At 49.2% G+C, this 17069-nt stretch carries 15 protein-coding genes; 14 read left to right on the top strand and 1 reads right to left on the bottom strand.

Going from position 1 to position 17069, the window contains the following annotated elements; all coding sequences use genetic code 11:
* From NXT09_RS21445 to NXT09_RS21460, 4 genes are all read left to right on the top strand, one after another.
* Positions 1–324 (top strand): tyrosine-type recombinase/integrase (locus NXT09_RS21445; RefSeq protein ID WP_268581110.1); only part of this gene is annotated, 324 nt, incomplete at its 5' end.
* A gap of 62 nt (positions 325–386) precedes the next feature.
* Positions 387–1628 (top strand): AAA family ATPase, encoded by a 1242-nt coding sequence (locus NXT09_RS21450; RefSeq protein WP_268581111.1) that lies wholly within the window; start codon positions 387–389, stop codon positions 1626–1628.
* Entirely contained in the window at positions 1628–2326 is a 699-nt protein-coding gene (locus NXT09_RS21455; RefSeq protein WP_268581112.1) for an HNH endonuclease, read from the top strand. The genes NXT09_RS21450 and NXT09_RS21455 overlap by 1 nt, the downstream gene beginning before the upstream one ends.
* A gap of 299 nt (positions 2327–2625) precedes the next feature.
* A complete protein-coding gene (locus NXT09_RS21460) occupies positions 2626–3111 on the top strand; it encodes an Hcp family type VI secretion system effector (protein ID WP_014699424.1) in 486 nt (161 codons plus the stop codon).
* A gap of 443 nt (positions 3112–3554) precedes the next feature.
* Here NXT09_RS21460 and NXT09_RS21465 read toward each other — a convergent pair whose 3' ends face one another.
* Positions 3555–4187: an Ssp6 family T6SS pore-forming effector gene (locus NXT09_RS21465; RefSeq protein ID WP_268581113.1), complete on the bottom strand. Its 633-nt coding sequence runs from the start codon at positions 4185–4187 to the stop codon at positions 3555–3557.
* Between the two features lie 1220 nt (positions 4188–5407).
* On the opposite strand from NXT09_RS21465, the gene tssB reads away from it, so the two are divergent.
* The 10 genes from tssB to tssH are packed head-to-tail and all read left to right on the top strand — an operon-like array spanning position 5408 to position 17068.
* Positions 5408–5911 carry a type VI secretion system contractile sheath small subunit gene (tssB, locus tag NXT09_RS21470; protein WP_010282535.1) on the top strand — a complete coding sequence of 168 codons (504 nt, stop codon included), beginning with the start codon at positions 5408–5410 and terminating at the stop codon, positions 5909–5911.
* 22 nt (positions 5912–5933) lie between these two features.
* Positions 5934–7412 carry a type VI secretion system contractile sheath large subunit gene (gene tssC / locus NXT09_RS21475; protein ID WP_116237930.1) on the top strand — a complete coding sequence of 493 codons (1479 nt, stop codon included), beginning with the start codon at positions 5934–5936 and terminating at the stop codon, positions 7410–7412.
* Between the two features lie 5 nt (positions 7413–7417).
* Positions 7418–7849, top strand: a complete 432-nt coding sequence (tssE, locus tag NXT09_RS21480; RefSeq protein ID WP_010303156.1) for a type VI secretion system baseplate subunit TssE — start codon at positions 7418–7420, stop codon at positions 7847–7849.
* Positions 7850–7851: 2 nt separating this feature from the next.
* Positions 7852–9618: a type VI secretion system baseplate subunit TssF gene (tssF, locus tag NXT09_RS21485; protein ID WP_014916356.1), complete on the top strand. Its 1767-nt coding sequence runs from the start codon at positions 7852–7854 to the stop codon at positions 9616–9618.
* Positions 9582–10580, top strand: a complete 999-nt coding sequence (tssG, locus tag NXT09_RS21490; protein ID WP_014916355.1) for a type VI secretion system baseplate subunit TssG — start codon at positions 9582–9584, stop codon at positions 10578–10580. Before tssF ends, tssG begins: the two co-directional genes overlap by 37 nt.
* Before the next feature lie 2 nt (positions 10581–10582).
* A complete protein-coding gene (gene tagH / locus NXT09_RS21495) occupies positions 10583–11803 on the top strand; it encodes a type VI secretion system-associated FHA domain protein TagH (protein ID WP_268581114.1) in 1221 nt (406 codons plus the stop codon).
* Positions 11803–12324: a type VI secretion system lipoprotein TssJ gene (tssJ, locus tag NXT09_RS21500; protein ID WP_010303144.1), complete on the top strand. Its 522-nt coding sequence runs from the start codon at positions 11803–11805 to the stop codon at positions 12322–12324. The genes tagH and tssJ overlap by 1 nt, the downstream gene beginning before the upstream one ends.
* A 2-nt stretch (positions 12325–12326) precedes the next feature.
* On the top strand, positions 12327–13664 hold the full coding sequence (gene tssK, locus NXT09_RS21505; RefSeq protein WP_014916353.1) for a type VI secretion system baseplate subunit TssK: 1338 nt from the start codon (positions 12327–12329) through the stop codon (positions 13662–13664).
* A gap of 16 nt (positions 13665–13680) precedes the next feature.
* Positions 13681–14457, top strand: coding sequence for a type IVB secretion system protein IcmH/DotU (gene icmH, locus NXT09_RS21510; RefSeq protein WP_010282512.1), 777 nt, complete (start codon positions 13681–13683; stop codon positions 14455–14457).
* 13 nt (positions 14458–14470) lie between these two features.
* Positions 14471–17068, top strand: coding sequence for a type VI secretion system ATPase TssH (gene tssH, locus NXT09_RS21515; RefSeq protein WP_268581115.1), 2598 nt, complete (start codon positions 14471–14473; stop codon positions 17066–17068).
* The last annotated feature ends 1 nt before the right edge of the window (position 17069 follow it).

Consider the following 17069-nt stretch of genomic DNA (forward strand, 5'->3'; position numbering starts at 1 on the left):
CTCAATGAACTCAATGAACTCAATGAACTCAATGAACTCAATGAACTCAATGAACTCAATGAACTCAATGAACTCAAGATCATGACAGGGAACTATCGTTATGTTTTTCCGGGACGGAATAACCCAAATAAACCGATGGGCGAAGCAAGTATCAATCAGGTAATTAAGCGCATTGGATTTGGCGGGGAAGTTACAGGGCACGGGTTTAGACATATGTTATCAACGATTTTACATGAAGAAGGTTTTGATTCATCATTTATAGAAATTCAATTGGCTCATGTTGATAGAAATAGTATACGTGGGACCTACAATCATGCCCAATAATTAGAGAAAAGGCGACATATGATGCAATATTATAGCGACTATGTTATAGGTAAGGACTTTTAATGATTTTTGAAAAAGAAATTAATGCAAAGTATTTTCTGGGAAGGGTTAAACAAGCTCATTATAACACTTCCGTTGTAATTCTTGGTCAAAATGGAGAAGGAAAAAGTAGGTTACTCGTTGACATAATAGGATATGCAAAAGATAACAATTATACCAATGTTATAGCTGTATCTACGAGCCCTTTTGATAAATTTCCTATAAGGAAAAAGTTTAATGGTATAGATTACAGTTACGTCGGTGTGAAAGGAGGCACGACAGGTAACTCTATATTGTCTTTGATCGGTTCAGCATCATTGGGATTATTGAATCAAAATAAATTCAATAGTGCTTATGTAGAACGAATTCTGTCGTTTTTAGGCGCTTCATCTGAAGTTGAATATGTATTCAAAGTTAATCAGAAAATATTTCAAAAGCAAAATTACTCAGATGATAAAAATGGTCAAGATATTCATGATTATCATCAGAATGTATTTTTCGGAAAGGATTTTCACTTTTCCGACGATGAACTTTATAATATTAACAAAGCTATAGATTTATTAATGTATTTAGTTGATAGCAACAAAAACTTCAAGGTTCGATTGAAGATTGGTAGTGAAGGCTACATAAAAACTAAAGATTTTTACATTGATAATCTTAATAGTAAGCTTTTAACATTACTGGATAATGATCTCATAAGGTTAATTGACTTTAGAATAGAAAAAAAAGAGTTTGGTTGGATGTCGTTGAGGCTTGCGAGTTCGGGGGAGCAATGTATTCTATTGTCGATGCTAGGTATTGCCACAAACATCACTGACAACTCTTTAATACTTATAGATGAGCCTGAGATCAGTCTCCATCCTGAGTGGCAAGAGAGGTATATATCACTCCTGATTAGGGTTTTTGAGAGATATAACTCATGTCTTTTTATCATTGCTACTCATTCTCCACAAATAGTTTCGAAGCTTGATGCCTATAGATCATATATTTACACTATTAAAAATGATGAACTAGTAAGTGCTTCTGAGTATGTTAAAAGATCGTCAGACTTCCAATTAGCCAATCTATTTCTAGCCCCAGGTTATAAGAACGAATATTTAACAAGGGAGCTAATAACATTTCTCACGTCCCCACAAGAATACTATGCCGATAAAGGTGACGCAGAAATAATGAAAATCATCTCTTTGAGAGATAATCTTGATAAAGATGACCCCGTATTTAAGTTGATTGAATTGGCTCGTAAAGTAATTACGGAGATACAATAATGCCTCTGAATTGCATTGTGTATGAAGGAGAGGATCTTGAAACATATCAATATTATAATGCACTACCTGACGATAATAAAAATGGAAGTATATGGGATTCGGAAGAACGTAGCATCTGTAGAATTAAAAAATCAATTAAAGACTATTATATTATTGCTCAGGACTATACATGTCCTTATTGTAAGCAAAGGATTGAGGTTGATCATAATGGAGCTTGGGATGCCGAACATATAATCCCTAAAAGCAGCCATCCAGGTTTTGTTTTTGAACCTTTAAATTTATGTGTCTCATGCAAGGATTGTAATAATGAAAAAAGAAATAAACCTGTATTAGAGAATAACAACAGGAGAAGACTGCCTATTAGAAGTGAAGACTACATTATTGTCCACCCACATATTGACGATTATGAAGAGCATATTAAAGTAATTGAGATTGCGGGTTATTATATACCACGAACAGATAAGGGTAGAAAAACAATAGAAAAATGCGGTTTATTAAGATTTGCATATAAATATGCAAACTATGGGGGCACTTCTCAGGAAAACAAAGAGACAATTCTTACTTTAGCTAATGGTCTGTTAGATGCTAATACTCCTGCTGATGAACATGCCTTTTTAGGTGTGATTTCAGATGCAGTTGAAACTGGAAAGAAAATATCAAAGACAGCATTCCTAGAGAAATTTAGCGCAAGGGAGTAATTCAACTTTATTAAGAAGTTAAATATATTAAAAGAATTCTGGGGGATGTTGCTCCCCCAATTATCTTTAATTGTTAATTAGATTTATACTTGGCTTGTTTATCTTTCTATTTATTTCGGTTTTTCTTTGATAGTCTCTTCATTTTCTTTTAGCTTAGATTCTTCCTGTATATTTCGTAATGTCATATCACTGAGTTCCTTGATATCCATATCACCATAATTATTGCATTTGCATCAATGATCTTGAGTGTTCATTAACGATAATATGCAAAGCGCAGAACCATTGAAAAGGAAATTTATATGGCTAATTATGCATACATGACTATCGAAGGTAAATCACAGGGATTGATTTCTGAGGGTTGCTCCACATTAGAATCTATCGGTAACCGATATCAGGCAGGGCATACCGATGAAATCATGATTTTGGCTTTTAACCATATGATGAGCAATGACGGTCATGCCGTTCATAATCCTATCACTCTGGTAAAACCTATCGATAAGTCAACGCCGTTACTGGCAATGGCACTGAACGAACAAGAGAAGGTCAAAGTGTTGCTCGATTTTTACCGGACGACGCAACATGCCAAGCAAGAGAAATTTTTCTCCATTCAGATCAATGATGGACTCATATCAGATATCAACCTCGTCATGCCGAATATCATTGATGATGGTGCCGGTCTGATATTGGAGCATATTTCTATCAGATATAAAGATGTGACATGGACGCACCACAAAGCCGGAACGTCTGGTTATGCATTGTGGGAAATGACGAAGTTCATGAACTAAACGAGATGCGGGGGAGACCCTGCATTCATTTTTCATCCAGCCACGTGAAGAACTTCCCTAATCCGAAGCAGCCTGCAATGGCGATGATGAGATGAATGGTCTTTTCATTCCACGGAGCATATCCAACCAATAAAATATAGATGATACAAAGAAATGATATGCTGAAAAGAGCAAATATGATGTTTTTGAATAAAAGATACACCGATTTTTTTAAGAGTTTAAGCATGTTATAGACTCATGTTTATTTCTTATCGAACCAGTCAGACAATTTCCCTAGCCCAATGAAAATGGAAATAGCAATGATTAAATGGACTGTTTTTTCACTCCAGGGAGCATACCCAACAAATAGAATATAACAAATCCAAAAGAAGCATATGCTGAAAATAAACATGGTTATGTTGTTTAATATGAAAATAAATGCCTTTTTTAGAAAGGTAGTCATATCACTTGATCCTATATTCTATTTTATCAATTAATTGGTTAAACATTCCATTACCATACACTCTCCTCATCTTTATCGCTTCGGTTAGTGGTTCAACATTTTCTTCAAACAGGAAGAACAGAAAATCTAAATCATCTCTTCTCAACTCTGAATATACTTCAGGGTTATGGCTCCTCAAATACATTGATCGATATATTGACCGTTTCGCCATCCCACCAAGCAACAAAATATAATATACCGTGCCAGTAGATACTTTTGGTGCATTGCCGATTCTCTTTGCTATTTGAAAGACAGCTTGTGAAACAAGCATACTACCTGCTACGGAGCCTACTGCTTTATGATAAATTGCTTCTTTTTGAGATTCAGAGGCATTCCGGTTAAAGACCTTAAATATTCTTTGTATTGCCTCAATGATTTTTTCTCTTGATACAATTCCTCTATGAATCGCTTTTATCAATCTTTCCATTTCTCGTGATTTGGCATACCGTGTATCCGTATCAATAAAATCATAGGCCAGATAGCCAAAATTCTTACCTATCTCTGATATGCCAGAACCCATCCCTTCATAAAAATCCGTAGTGGTTAGCATCTTTACTATACGGTCAGCCAGTTCATCCAGATCTGCTTCGGTCATTGTTATTCCATCCGTGAATGACAAGATTACTCAGCGTAGATTGTAGTGTAATCGACTAAGGAGTGAAATACATTCCAGTGTAATTAATACCGTGATAATTATTTCCTAATTAATTTGTTGCGATGTTGTTAATTTCAATCTGGGGCTACACTTCCTGCACGCTAATCAGGCGTCATTTATCGATATGTGGTGAAAACGTCTCTTGAGCCGGAAAGCAATGTTGAGTCCTGACTAAAACCCTATAAATAATCTGGATACTCTCGCAATCGCGGGAACTGTTTGGGCAAGGGCGAGGTGCGCAGCACGATGTGTCCGCAGGTCATTCGTATCGATGAACTTCTCCTGACATGCTGTTTTGATCGCGTCGTATCTGTCCTCTCATTTCGTCTTTCCATCGGACACAGAGAATCACATTCAGTCTGGAATCGTCTTCTATCGAATAGCTGCCATTTTTTAGCCTGAAAATGACGTTAAAAAGATCATTTCACTACCTTATGCGGTAGTTTTTGTTATGAAATAACGTAAAAACACCACGGTAAGTCATTAATCCTTGGTTTGTGTTTTTTGATAGTATAAAAATCCAATAATTTTCATTAAAAAATCAATGATTGCTAAACTATCTAATATTTATTTCTTAACAGGGAAATAGTTTATTAAGGTAATGGAGATATTTGTTCTGCCAAAAGTAAAAAATAGAGGGTAAATATTTTCACTAAATTAAAATTAATGAGCTTTTTGTTATTTCTGATTTTTATTAGCGCATTAAGTATTTCGTTTTTAACGAAATTAAAAGGCACGAAATATATGCCTTTTCCGCTAATTGAAAATCAGATATATATCCTTTTTCTTTCTATTCATTTTTACTTAGGGTTAATTTAATTAATTGTTTTTGTTGTCATTTGTGTTTTAGTGGTTCGATTTAGTTGCTCTGCTATATAAGCATTGACCGTGTGTTTGTGTTGTGTGTATGATCTAAACTCAAAATATAAATGTATTTAATTCCTTCTTGGTGTGATTCTTTTTACGCCGATATAAGCCGTAACATTACGGTTTTATTATGCTTTTTAATTCGGTTTTTAATTTATTTCATCTCGCTGGTCGAAAAACAAATGCGTTATTTGTTTGCCGAATCGCTGCCGTTCTTATGGATTATGGCGGGCTTTTGGTAGGAATCGACTTTACTTCTCCGGGCCCGAGTGCCCTTACGTTGGTATAGACACATGGCAAAAGGAACTGATGGTGCATCTGTCGCACCAAAGGAACGTATTAATATCAAATATGTTCCGGCCACTGGTGGTCAGCAGGCGGAAATAGAATTGCCGTTGACGCTGATGATCGTGGGAAATATGAAAGGGCGCACAGAGGAAACGCCGATCGAAGAACGTCAGACCGTATCGATCGATAAGAACAACTTTACCTCGGTGATGAAAGAAGCAAATCTGGAATTGAATTTCAGTGTGCCAAACCGCCTTGAAGAAGAAAGTCAGGACGACCTGCCAGTGAAACTGAGCATCGGCGGTCTGAATGATTTCTCCCCTGACCGCATTGCCCAGCAGGTGCCTGAATTACGTAAGTTGCTTGATTTACGTGAAGCACTGGTCGCCCTGAAAGGCCCCCTCGGCAATATTCCCTCATTCCGTAATCGTTTGCAGGATCTGTTGTCCAGCGAAGAAGCCAGAGAGCAGCTTTTGAAAGAGCTCGATCTGGTAAAACCCGCCGAATAATTGACGAAATAGGGAAATAAATATGTCAATAATTGAAGAACAGGTTCAGGCAGGAGCCGCCAGTGCTTCTGGATCGCTGCTTGATGACATCATGGCTCAAGCGCGTATCAGCCCGGTTGATGAAGGCTACAGCGTTGCTAAACAGGGCATTGCCGCGCTGGTCGCTAACATTCTTGATAGCGGTAACGCAGCAGAACCCGTGAACAAAGCGCTGGTCGATAGCATGATCGTCGAACTGGACAAAAAGCTCAGCAAGCAGATTGACGTTATTCTGCATGCGAAAGAATTACAGGAACTGGAATCTTCCTGGCGTTCGATGAAACTGCTTATCGATCGCACCGATTTCCGTGAAAACATCAAACTGTTAGTGTTGCATGCGACGAAAGAAGAGCTGTTGGAAGATTTCGAATTCGCCCCTGAAATCTCACAGTCTGGCTTCTATAAGCACGTGTATTCCAGCGGCTACGGCCAGTTTGGTGGTCAGCCTATCGGTGGCGTGATCGGTGACTATGCACTGACGCAAAGTTCACCAGATATCAAACTGATGCAGTATGTCAGCGCCGTTGGTGCGATGGCGCATGCGCCGTTCATCTCTTCTGTTGCACCGACCTTCTTTGGCGTGGATCGCTTCACCGATCTGCCTTCCATCAAAGATCTGAAATCCGTTTTCGAAGGCCCGGCCTACACGAAATGGCGTTCGCTGCGTGAGTCCGAAGATGGTCGCTATCTGGGGCTGACGGCACCGCGCTTCCTGGCTCGCCTGCCTTATGACCCGGTAGAAAACCCGATTAAGGGCTTCAACTACAAGGAAGATATCAGCACCGATCACGAACACTATCTGTGGGGCAATACCGCCTATTTGATGGGAACAGCGTTGACGGACAGCTTCGCGAAATACCGCTGGTGTCCGAACATTATTGGCCCGCAGAGCGGCGGTGCGATTACCGACCTGCCAGTGCATGTTTATGAAGCTATGGGCCAACTTCAAGCCAAGATCCCGACTGAAGTCCTGATCACCGATCGTCGCGAATATGAAATGGCCGAAGAAGGCTTTATCACTCTGACGATGCGTAAAGACAGCGACAACGCGGCGTTCTTCTCGGCTAACTCGGTGCAGAAACCGAAGGTGTTCCCGAACACAAAAGAAGGCAAAGAAGCGGAAACCAACTACAAGCTGGGTACGCAACTGCCGTACATGTTCATCATCAACCGTCTGGCGCACTACATCAAAGTGCTGCAGCGTGAACAGATTGGTTCATGGAAAGAGCGTCAGGATCTGGAACGTGAGTTGAATACCTGGATTAAACAGTACATCGCCGATCAGGAAAACCCGCCGGCAGATGTTCGTAGCCGTCGTCCTCTGCGTGCCGCACAAATCAAAGTGCTGGATGTAGAAGGAGAACCAGGTTGGTATCAGGTCACCATGTCTGTGCGCCCGCACTTCAAGTACATGGGGGCGAACTTTGAGCTGTCGCTGGTAGGGCGTTTGGATAAGGAATAAGACTTATGCCGTCTCTTTCTGCCTGGGAAAGGGGAAACGCGGCAAGTCTGTTTGATCGTATCCGTGGGGAGGAGCGTCGCTCCTCCCCTGAAACGGAAGTTGAAGCACTGATCGAGTCCGTTAAGCGTCAATTGGACAATGTGCTCAACACCCGGCCCGGAAATTGCCGCAGCGCACCTGAGCTTGGCGTGATTGATTTTAATGACGCAACGCAGGGTGGTGCGGACATTCGAGGGAAAATCCGGGAGGCGATCCGACAGTGTATCTGTCGCTTTGAACCTCGAATTGTTCATGTGGATGTCAACACGTCGGACTATTTATCGAATCCGATGGAGATGTCGTTTCAGGTTACCGCTCGGGTCAGATTGGAAGATCTGGAGCAGGTTGCCTCTTTCAATATCCATATGGATAGCCACCGCCACTACAGAATGATCTGATTATGTCACTGGAACATTTTTTCAGGGATGAGCTGACCTACTTGCGCCTGCAAGGGCGTGAATTCGCCAAGGCGCACCCTGAGCTTACCCGATTTTTGTCAGAACAAACCACGGATCCAGACGTCGAGCGTCTGCTGGAAGGGTTCGCCTTTTTGACAGGGAGCCTGCGGGCGAAGATCGAGGATGAGTTTCCGGAACTGACACACGGTCTGCTGGGCATGCTGTGGCCGAATTACCTGCGCCCCGTACCGAGCATGACGATTATGCAGTTTTCGGTACTCCCCGGCGCGATTGCCCAGCCCGCGTTTGTTGAACGTGGCTGTGAGCTTGATAGCCTGCCGATTGATGATGTGGTTTGCCATTTTCAGACCTGCCACGATGCCTGGATTTATCCAGCCGATATCCGTGAAATCAAGGTACAGAGCGGCAACGATCTTTCCACCATTACGCTGGATATTGGGCTGCATGGCCCGCTATCGCTAAGCGATCTACAACTCGACAAGCTGCGCTTTTATCTGGGCGGTGATACCTATACGGCCTACGAACTCTATTTCTGGATTGCCAGCCAACTGTCGCACATTGAGCTGGAAGTCGATGGTCAACGCTTCCGTCAGGAAGCCAGCGTGCTGAAGACGGTCGGCTTTGAGCGGGAAGATGCGCTATTGCCGTACCCCGGCAACGTCTATTCTGGCTATCGCATCCTGCAGGAATACTTTTGTTTTCCTGAAAGTTTTCTCTTTTTCCAACTCGCGGGCGCGGTATGGCCGGAGCTCCCGCTGACGGTAACGGAATTCCGTCTGCATTTTTGCTTTGACCGCCCGCTGCCAGCGGAACTGAAGATCCGCCCTGACTCGTTCATGCTCAACTGCGTGCCAGCAATCAATCTCTTCCAGCATGATAGCGAACCGATCAATCTCAGCGGACGCCAGACGGATTACCCGCTTAAAGCCAGCTACCGCAACGCCGATAGCTTTGAAATCTTCTCTGTGGATAAGGTTGAAGGCTGGGTTGAAGGGAACTCAGGCCGTGCGCGGGGGATTCCACGCACCTATCAGCCTTTTGAGAGCTTTCAGCACCAGATCGAACGTGCCAAAGGACGGCTCGCACTCTATTACCGTATTCGGGTAAGAGAAGCGGTCAACGGCAACGGGTTTGATCACATGCTTTCTTTTGTCCGTGGTGATGAGCAGGAAGTGATTGATTTGGATGAATCCATCTCGGTTACGCTGACCTGTACCAACCGATCGCGTGCGGCGAAATTGCCCGTTGGGTCGATCTGCGTACCTACCGGCAATTCTCCGTCTTTCGCGACGTTTCGCAATCTGGTACGGCCGACGCGACCGCTGCGGCCTGCCATGGATGGCAGCTTGCACTGGACGCTGATCTCCAACCTATCTCTGAACTATGTGTCGCTGCTGCGGCGCGATGCGCTGGTGCAGATCCTGCGTACTTACGACTTCCCGGCGCTGCACGACAAGCAGGCGGAACAAGCCTCGCGTAAGCGTCTGGCAGGGATCGAATCTATCGAAACCACACCGATCGACCGTCTGGTTCAGGGGATGCCGGTTCGCGGCTTGAAATCCATCCTGTCAGTACGGCAATCCGCGTTTTCCAGTGAAGGAGAACTCTATCTGTTTAGTACGGTGCTGGCGCACTTCTTCTCGCTATACGCCAGCGTCAACGCTTTCCACCTGTTGGAAGTGGTCAACATCGATAACAAGGAGCGCTACCGATGGCCGGTACAGATAGGTCAACACTCAATGATGTGACGTTCCGTCAGGATGTCTCACGCTTTAATTTTTTCCAATTGGTGGAGTTACTTAACCAACTGGAAGGCGTGGATCTGGAACAAGAGCTGGATTTCCGCCCTGAACAGGAACGCCTGCGCTTTCGCTCTACGGCCTCCATCGGTTTTCACCCCAGCGATATCTTGCAGGTGGGGCGTGATGAAGATGGCCGTCAGGAGTTGGAAGTCGCGTTTCTTGGCCTGCACGGCAGCCAGTCACCGATGCCCGGTTATTACCTCGAAGAGCTGGCCTGGGAATACGCGCAGGGCGAACAGAAGTTAGGCGTGTTTCTCGACTTCTTTCATCACCGCTTACTCACGCTGCTGCACCGCGCCTGGCGCAAATACCGCTATCACGTCCGCTTCCAAAATGAGGGGGAGGATGGATTCTCCCGCCTGATGTTTGCGCTGGTGGGGTTAGGGAATGACGCCGTACGCGACAGCCTGCCGGTTAACCGCGCCAAGATGCTTTCCTACGCCGGGGTGCTCGCCAGCCCCAGCCGCTCTCCGGAAGTGGTCGCGGGCTTGGTTATTCACTGTTTTGACCTGGATGACGTGGCTGTTCTGGCCTGGCAGCACCGTCGCGTGCCCATTCACGAAGGGCAGCAGAACCGCCTGGGTAAAGGAAACATGATGTTGGGCGGTGATTTTGTTATCGGCGACAAAGTGAATGACTGCGCCGGCAAGTTTTTGCTCAAGGTCGGCAATCTCAGCTTTAGCCGCTTTCTCAGCTTCTTGCCCAACGGCGAGCATTTTCAGCCGCTGGTGCGTTTTGTCTCTTTCATTCTCCGCGATCAGTTGGCTTGGGATCTGCGTCTGGGTTTTGCGGAAGGCGAAGCCAAGGGCTTAAGCCTGGGCAGTGAGCAAAGCAGCCGGTTGGGATGGAGCAGCTTTCTCGGGCAGCCGCCCGCGGATCCCTATGTGACGATTTGTGTGCAGGAGTAAATGTGAACGTAACCCATCCACTCACGTTGGTTGTGCTCAACAGTGAGCAGCTCGATATCAATTCTCAGGTGCAGCACCAGTTCGATCATCGTGGTGGCACGCTGGGCGCGTCGGAAAAAGACCAGTGGCAACTGCGGGATCGGCTGGGCTCCGTGGTGCCGGAGCATGCCCGTATCGAAATGACCGATGGCTATTTCAGCCTGTGCGATCTGAGCGGTCAGTCTTTTATTAACGGATCGCTGTCGCCGATTGGGCGCGATCGCAAAGTCATTTTGTCGCACGGCGATGAGCTGGTTATCGGGCCTTTCCGGCTGGGCGTTTACATCGGCGATCCCACCACGGAACAGGATATCGATCAGGTATTAGGGCAGGGCACGGTCGATGTGCTGGGCGGCTGGTTAACGGAAGATAAAAAAAAGCGCTCAACGGATCTGGCCGATCCCACGGCCGTGCTGAATGACCCGCTGTGGGCACTACAGAAAGAGCAGAGCCAGCCACTCTTGCCATCAGACAGTGAGACGGCCGGAGCATCGCTCACGGCCTCTCTTTCTTCTTTTTCTTCTGCTGAGGACACCATGGATCAGAAATTTGTGGAATTACCGACCATCAACACACCGTACGCGGGAGAAGGGCTGGAGGGCTACAGCGATGGCACCTCACTGGCACCGCTGATGCGCGGGCTGGGGCTGTCGCTTCAGCCGGGTGATGATGCACGACTGCGTGAAATGCTGGAAGAAATGGGGAAAAGCCTGCGTGCGATGGTTGAAGGCCTGCTGACACTGCAGAAGGAACAGGCGGCAATGGCGGACACGCATTTGCGCCCGATTGAAGATAACCCGCTGCGTCTGGGGCTGGGCTATGCGGATACGCTGTCGGTGCTGTTTGCCGAAGGAAAAAGCCCGGTGCACCTGTCTGCGCCCGCTGCCGTGGAAGAGGTGTTGAACAATGTGCGGGTGCATCACATCGCGAACCAGCAAGCGATTGCCGTGGCGTTGGAAAATATTCTCCAGGCCTTCTCGCCTGCCGCGCTGCTCAGCCGCTTTGAGCACTATCGTCGCAGTGGCGAACCACTGGCAGTGGATGACGGCTGGGCGTGGCAGATGTATCAGCACTACTACCGTGAATTAACGTCGCCGCGCCAGCAGGGCTTCCAGAAGCTGTTCCATCAGGTGTATGCGCAGGCCTATGACCGCTCCGTGCGTCAACAGCAGGAGCAAAAATAATGCTGCGGGCTCTGTGCTTATGTTCCCTGATGTTCCTGCTGTCGGGGTGTACCACGCTGGGCAAGATGGCGCAGGTGGCGGCGAATCCCGATATTCAGGTGGGCAGTAACAATCATCAGCCTTCTACCGTGGGTTTCAGCCTGCTGGCGGAACCGGATGTTAACCCGAACGACAGCGGTGAAGCCGCGCCTATCGAATTCCAACTGGTTCTGTTAGCGGAAGATTCACGTCTGTTAGCCACCGATTACGACCAGATCACGACGGATATCGAAAAGGCATTAGCCAAGAATTACCTCAGTCATCAGGACTACACGCTGCTGCCGGGACAGTTCAAATATCTGCCGCCCGAAGCGCTGGATGAAAAGGTGCACTACCTCGGCGTAGTGGCGCGCTATGCGGATTCGGAAAGCGCGGAGTGGCGCAAAGTCATCAAGCTAAAGAATACCGGGCAGACGTATCAGATCCTCGTGCACCTGCGCAGGGATGAAGTCGAAATCAAAAAAGACCAAGAAGAAGAATAACTATGTCGAGTCGCAATCGCATTATCTGGCGGGAAGGTCTGTTCATTAAACCGCAGCATTTTCAACAACAGCAAAGACACACCGATTACGCACTGCACGCGCGTCTCAGCGCTCTCAGTGACTATTTCTATGGCTTGCAGTCGCTGGCGATTAATGAGGAATACCTCAATTTTGGCCGCATCGCGCTGGTGAACGCCAGCGGGGTGATGCCTGACGGCACCGTGTTCAATATTCCGGGCGACGACGCCCTGCCGCTGCCGTTGGAGATTACCGACGTCGCGCTGGCAAACCAGAAAGTGTATCTGGCGCTGCCGCTGGCGGTAAATGGCGTCAGTGAAGTTGGTCAGCCGGGGCAGGGGATCGCCAGCCGTCTGCAATCGCACCGGCATGACGTGCGCGATCTGCACAGCGACGGCGGCGATATCGTTTCTCTGGAAGTCGGCAAGGTCAGCCTGCGCCTGATGCTCGATCGTGACGATCGCAGCGCCTATGCCTCGCTGGCGATTGCCAACATTCTGGATAAGCGCCCTGACGGCGGCTTGATTCTGGATCCGAACTTTATGCCGTGCAGCATTAGCGTCACTGCGATCCCTACCTTAAAGCGCTTTTTGGGTGAATCTGCTGGTTTAGTGGCGGAGCGTGCGCGCAGTCTGGCGCAGCGTATTGCCGCACCGGGGCAGCAGGGCGTCGCGGACGTGGCCGAATTCATGATGCTGCAATTGCTTAACCGCGCGCAGCCCAAGCTGTCGCATCTGGCGCGCCTTGGCACGTTGCACCCTGAACGTCTGCACGAAACGCTGGTTGAGCTGTGCGGCGAGCTGATGACGTTTACCGATGAATCGCGCCTGCCGCCAGAATTCCCCGCTTATCGTCACGAACACCAGCAGGCCAGCTTTGAGCCGCTGATGATGTCGCTGCGTCAGGCGCTGAGCACCGTGCTGTCGCCGCGCGCCGTTTCCATCCAACTGAAGAAACAGCCGTATGGCGTGATGGTGGCGATGGTTGGCGATGCGGAATTGATGGCCAGCGCCGAGTTTGTACTGGCGGTGCGTGCGCGTATGCCGCAGGAGCATCTGCGTAAACAGCTGCTGCAACAAACGAAGATCGCCTCCAGCGAGAAGATCCGCGAACTGATCAGCCTGCAATTGCCGGGTATCCCGCTGCTGCCGCTGCCGGTTGCGCCGCGCCAGCTGCCTTATCACGCGGGCTACAGCTATTTCCAACTGGATAGACAAAGCCCCGCCTGGCAGGTGCTGGTGTCTGGCAACACGCTGGCGTTCCACATTGCTGGCGAATTCCCAGAACTGGATATGCAGCTTTGGGCCATCCGTGGGCAGTAGTTAAGGAGAGGAAGAGATGAGCATCGAGGTTATTAAAAACGATCAACTGGGCGATCTGCTTTTTGACCATGCCCGCCAGCTGGATATGGACTCCGACTACTGGTTCCGCCTGCGTGGACAAAGCATTAATCCGATGGTGGATGCGGTCACGCCGCTGCTGGGCATGGTAGAGCGGGTGCGCCAGCTCTCTGCCTATGAGGGCGTGGAAGATCTGTATCAGCGTGTGGTATCTGAAATTCAGGCTATCGAGCAGGAATTACATTCTCATGGCTACGAAAACGGCGTGATCTTGTCGTTCCGCTACATCCTCTGCACCTTCATTGATGAAGCGGTGATGGGGCGGGAGTGGGGCGGCCAAAGCATGTGGTCGGCCCATTCTCTGCTGACCCGTTTTCACAATGAAACCTGGGGAGGCGAAAAGGTGTTTGTCCTGCTGGAAAAGCTGCTGGACGACCCAACCCGCTATCGCGACATTCTGGAGTTTATCTACCTCTGCCTCTGTCTGGGTTTTGAAGGGCGCTATCGGGTGATGACGCAGGGGCGTGAAGAACTGAACCGCGTCGTGAACAAGCTGCATGACACCCTGCGCCCAGAGCCTGCGAATTCGCCGACGGTCTTCCACCTGAATCTGGGGCAGCAGGCCTCGCGCTACCAGCTGCGCAGACAGGTGTCATTACGCACGCTGTTTGTCGGCGTGTGTGTGGTCTTGGTGGCCGCCTTCGGCCTGTACCGCTATCAGCTAACTCATCAAACCCAGGACGTACTGCGTCAGCTGGGAGAATTATTACAATAACAGGAGCTACACCGTGATTCGAATTGAACTGCCGACACTGGTTGAACGACTCAACCCCGTGTGCCGTCATATGCTGGAAGAAGCGGCGGCACTCTGTATTCAACATCAGGGTGCGGAAATCCGTATTGAGCACCTGTTGCTGAAAATGCTGGAAACGCCGCTGTGCGATGTGCGCCAGATCCTCAAGCGTGCGGGCGTGGATGCGGATGAGCTGTCTTCGCTGCTGTTGCCTTCCTCCATGGATAAAGAATTTGATGCGGGCTATCCCTCATTCTCCCCTCTGCTGGTGGAGTGGTTGCAGGATAGCTGGCTGCTGGCCTCGGCCGAATTCCAACATGCACGCCTGCGCAGCGGCATCTTGCTACTGGTCTTGCTGCTGACGCCCAATCGCTATGTGGCAGGCGCGGTATCTCGCCCGCTGGCGCAGATTAACCGTGAGCTTTTACGCCAGCAGTTTGATGAGTGGGTGAAGGATTCGGTGGAAACGGAGGTCGCGGTGCAGTCCGCCACGGCCGAGCAGGCCGCTGCGGCGAACACGCAGCTCTCTCGCTATACCCAAAACGTGACGGAATCCGCCCGACAGGGGCAACTGGATCCGGTGCTGTGCCGCGATCATGAAATCGATCTGATGATCGATATTCTCTCCCGCCGTCGTAAAAATAACCCGATTGTGGTCGGGGAAGCGGGCGTCGGTAAAAGTGCGCTGATCGAAGGGCTGGCGCTGCGTATTGTGGCGGGTGCCGTGCCGGAAAGATTACGGGATGTAGAACTGCTGACGCTCGACCTGGGAGCGATGCAGGCCGGTGCCTCGGTGAAAGGCGAATTTGAGAAACGCTTCAAAGGCGTGATGCAGGAAGTGAAGGATTCACCGCGCCCTATCATTTTGTTTATCGATGAAGCGCATACGCTCATCGGGGCAGGCAATCAGGCCGGTGGGCTGGACGTTTCCAACCTGCTCAAGCCTGCACTGGCGCGCGGTGAACTGCGCACCATCGCGGCCACGACCTGGAGCGAATACAAAAAATACGTCGAGAAAGATGCGGCGCTTTCCCGCCGTTTCCAGCTCGTCAAAGTCGGTGAACCGAATGCGGAAGAAGCCACGGTTATCCTGCGCGGGCTGCGCGGCATCTATGAAAAAGCGCACGGCGTCCTGATTGATGAAGATGCGCTTCAGGCGGCGGCACAGCTGTCGGCACGTTATATCTCCGGTCGCCAACTGCCCGATAAGGCCATCGATGTGCTGGATACTGCCAGCGCACGCGTGGCGATTAACCTGACGACGCCACCGCGTGCGGTCAGCCAGCTACAGACCCGACTGCATCAGCAGGAGATGGAAATCACCCAGCTTGAGCGTCAGGCGCGTATTGGTCTGGGCAATACCGAAGAACGGTTAGCCGAACTGCGTGACGCCCGCGAAGCTGGTGCGGTACAGCTGGCACAGCTGGAAGCCGACTGGCAGCAGCAGAAAACACAGGTTCAGCGCGTGATTGAACTGCGTACGGCGCTGCTGGATGACGAGCAGTCTGTCGATTTTGATGTGGTGTCGGCAGCAGCGGAACTGGCGGCCTGCGAACAGGCGCTGGAAGCGCTGCAACAGTCCTCGGTACTGGTCTCTCCTCACGTTGATAAAACGCAGATTGCGGCCGTTATTGCCGAGTGGACGGGCGTGCCGCTGAACCGCATCTCACAGAGTGAAATGGATGTCGTCACGCGCCTGCCTGAATTCCTGGGGGATTTAATTAAAGGGCAGCAGTTGGCGATTGCTCAATTGCATAAACACCTGCTGACCGCGCGTGCAGATCTTCGTCGTCCGGGGCGTCCGCTGGGGGCTTTCCTGCTGGTTGGGCCGAGCGGCGTGGGTAAAACGGAAACCGTGCTCCAGATTGCCGACCTGATGTTTGGCGGACGCAACTATCTGACCACCATCAATATGTCCGAGTATCAGGAAAAACATACGGTTTCACGCCTGATCGGTTCGCCGCCGGGCTACGTCGGGTTTGGTGAAGGCGGCGTGTTGACCGAAGCCATCCGCCAGAAACCGTACTCTGTGGTGCTGTTGGATGAGGTGGAGAAGGCGCACCCGGATGTCCTGAACCTGTTCTATCAGGCGTTTGATAAAGGTGAACTCGCCGATGGTGAAGGTCGGGTGATCGACTGCCGCAATGTGGTGTTCTTCCTGACCTCCAACCTCGGGTTCCAGACGATCGTGAACTACGCCGAGCAGTCGGATGTGTTGCTGGATGCGCTCTACCCTGAGCTGGCAGCCTTCTTCAAACCTGCACTCTTGGCGCGTATGGAAGTCATTCCTTACCTGCCGCTGGCGCATGACACCATGGTTGAGATCGTACAGGGCAAACTGTCGCGTCTGGTGTCCCTGCTGCAACAGCGCTTTGGGGCGGAAGTCATCATTGAAGATGAGGTGCCGGAAGAGATTCTGCGGTTGGCGAATCGCAGCGAAAACGGCGCGCGTATGCTCGAGTCGGTGATTGATGGTGCCTTGCTGCCACCGGTCTCGCTACAGCTGCTGCAACGCATGTCTGCGGGTGAACCTGTCAGCCGTATTCATTTCCGCGTCGAAGCCGGCCAGTTCCAGACTGAGGTTGAGGGCTGAG

The organism is Pectobacterium jejuense, from assembly GCF_026800125.1.
Lineage (GTDB): Bacteria > Pseudomonadota > Gammaproteobacteria > Enterobacterales > Enterobacteriaceae > Pectobacterium > Pectobacterium jejuense.

Coding starts and splice junctions, on each gene's coding strand:
- NXT09_RS21455 (WP_268581112.1), top strand. CDS start 1,628: ATGCCTCTGAATTGCATTGTGTATGAAGGAGAGGATCTTGAAACATAT.
- tssJ (WP_010303144.1), top strand. CDS start 11,803: ATGCTGCGGGCTCTGTGCTTATGTTCCCTGATGTTCCTGCTGTCGGGG.
- NXT09_RS21465 (WP_268581113.1), bottom strand. CDS start 4,187: ATGACCGAAGCAGATCTGGATGAACTGGCTGACCGTATAGTAAAGATG.
- icmH (WP_010282512.1), top strand. CDS start 13,681: ATGAGCATCGAGGTTATTAAAAACGATCAACTGGGCGATCTGCTTTTT.
- NXT09_RS21450 (WP_268581111.1), top strand. CDS start 387: ATGATTTTTGAAAAAGAAATTAATGCAAAGTATTTTCTGGGAAGGGTT.
- NXT09_RS21460 (WP_014699424.1), top strand. CDS start 2,626: ATGGCTAATTATGCATACATGACTATCGAAGGTAAATCACAGGGATTG.
- tssC (WP_116237930.1), top strand. CDS start 5,934: ATGTCAATAATTGAAGAACAGGTTCAGGCAGGAGCCGCCAGTGCTTCT.
- tssB (WP_010282535.1), top strand. CDS start 5,408: ATGGCAAAAGGAACTGATGGTGCATCTGTCGCACCAAAGGAACGTATT.
- tssG (WP_014916355.1), top strand. CDS start 9,582: ATGGCCGGTACAGATAGGTCAACACTCAATGATGTGACGTTCCGTCAG.
- tssK (WP_014916353.1), top strand. CDS start 12,327: ATGTCGAGTCGCAATCGCATTATCTGGCGGGAAGGTCTGTTCATTAAA.
- tssF (WP_014916356.1), top strand. CDS start 7,852: ATGTCACTGGAACATTTTTTCAGGGATGAGCTGACCTACTTGCGCCTG.
- tssE (WP_010303156.1), top strand. CDS start 7,418: ATGCCGTCTCTTTCTGCCTGGGAAAGGGGAAACGCGGCAAGTCTGTTT.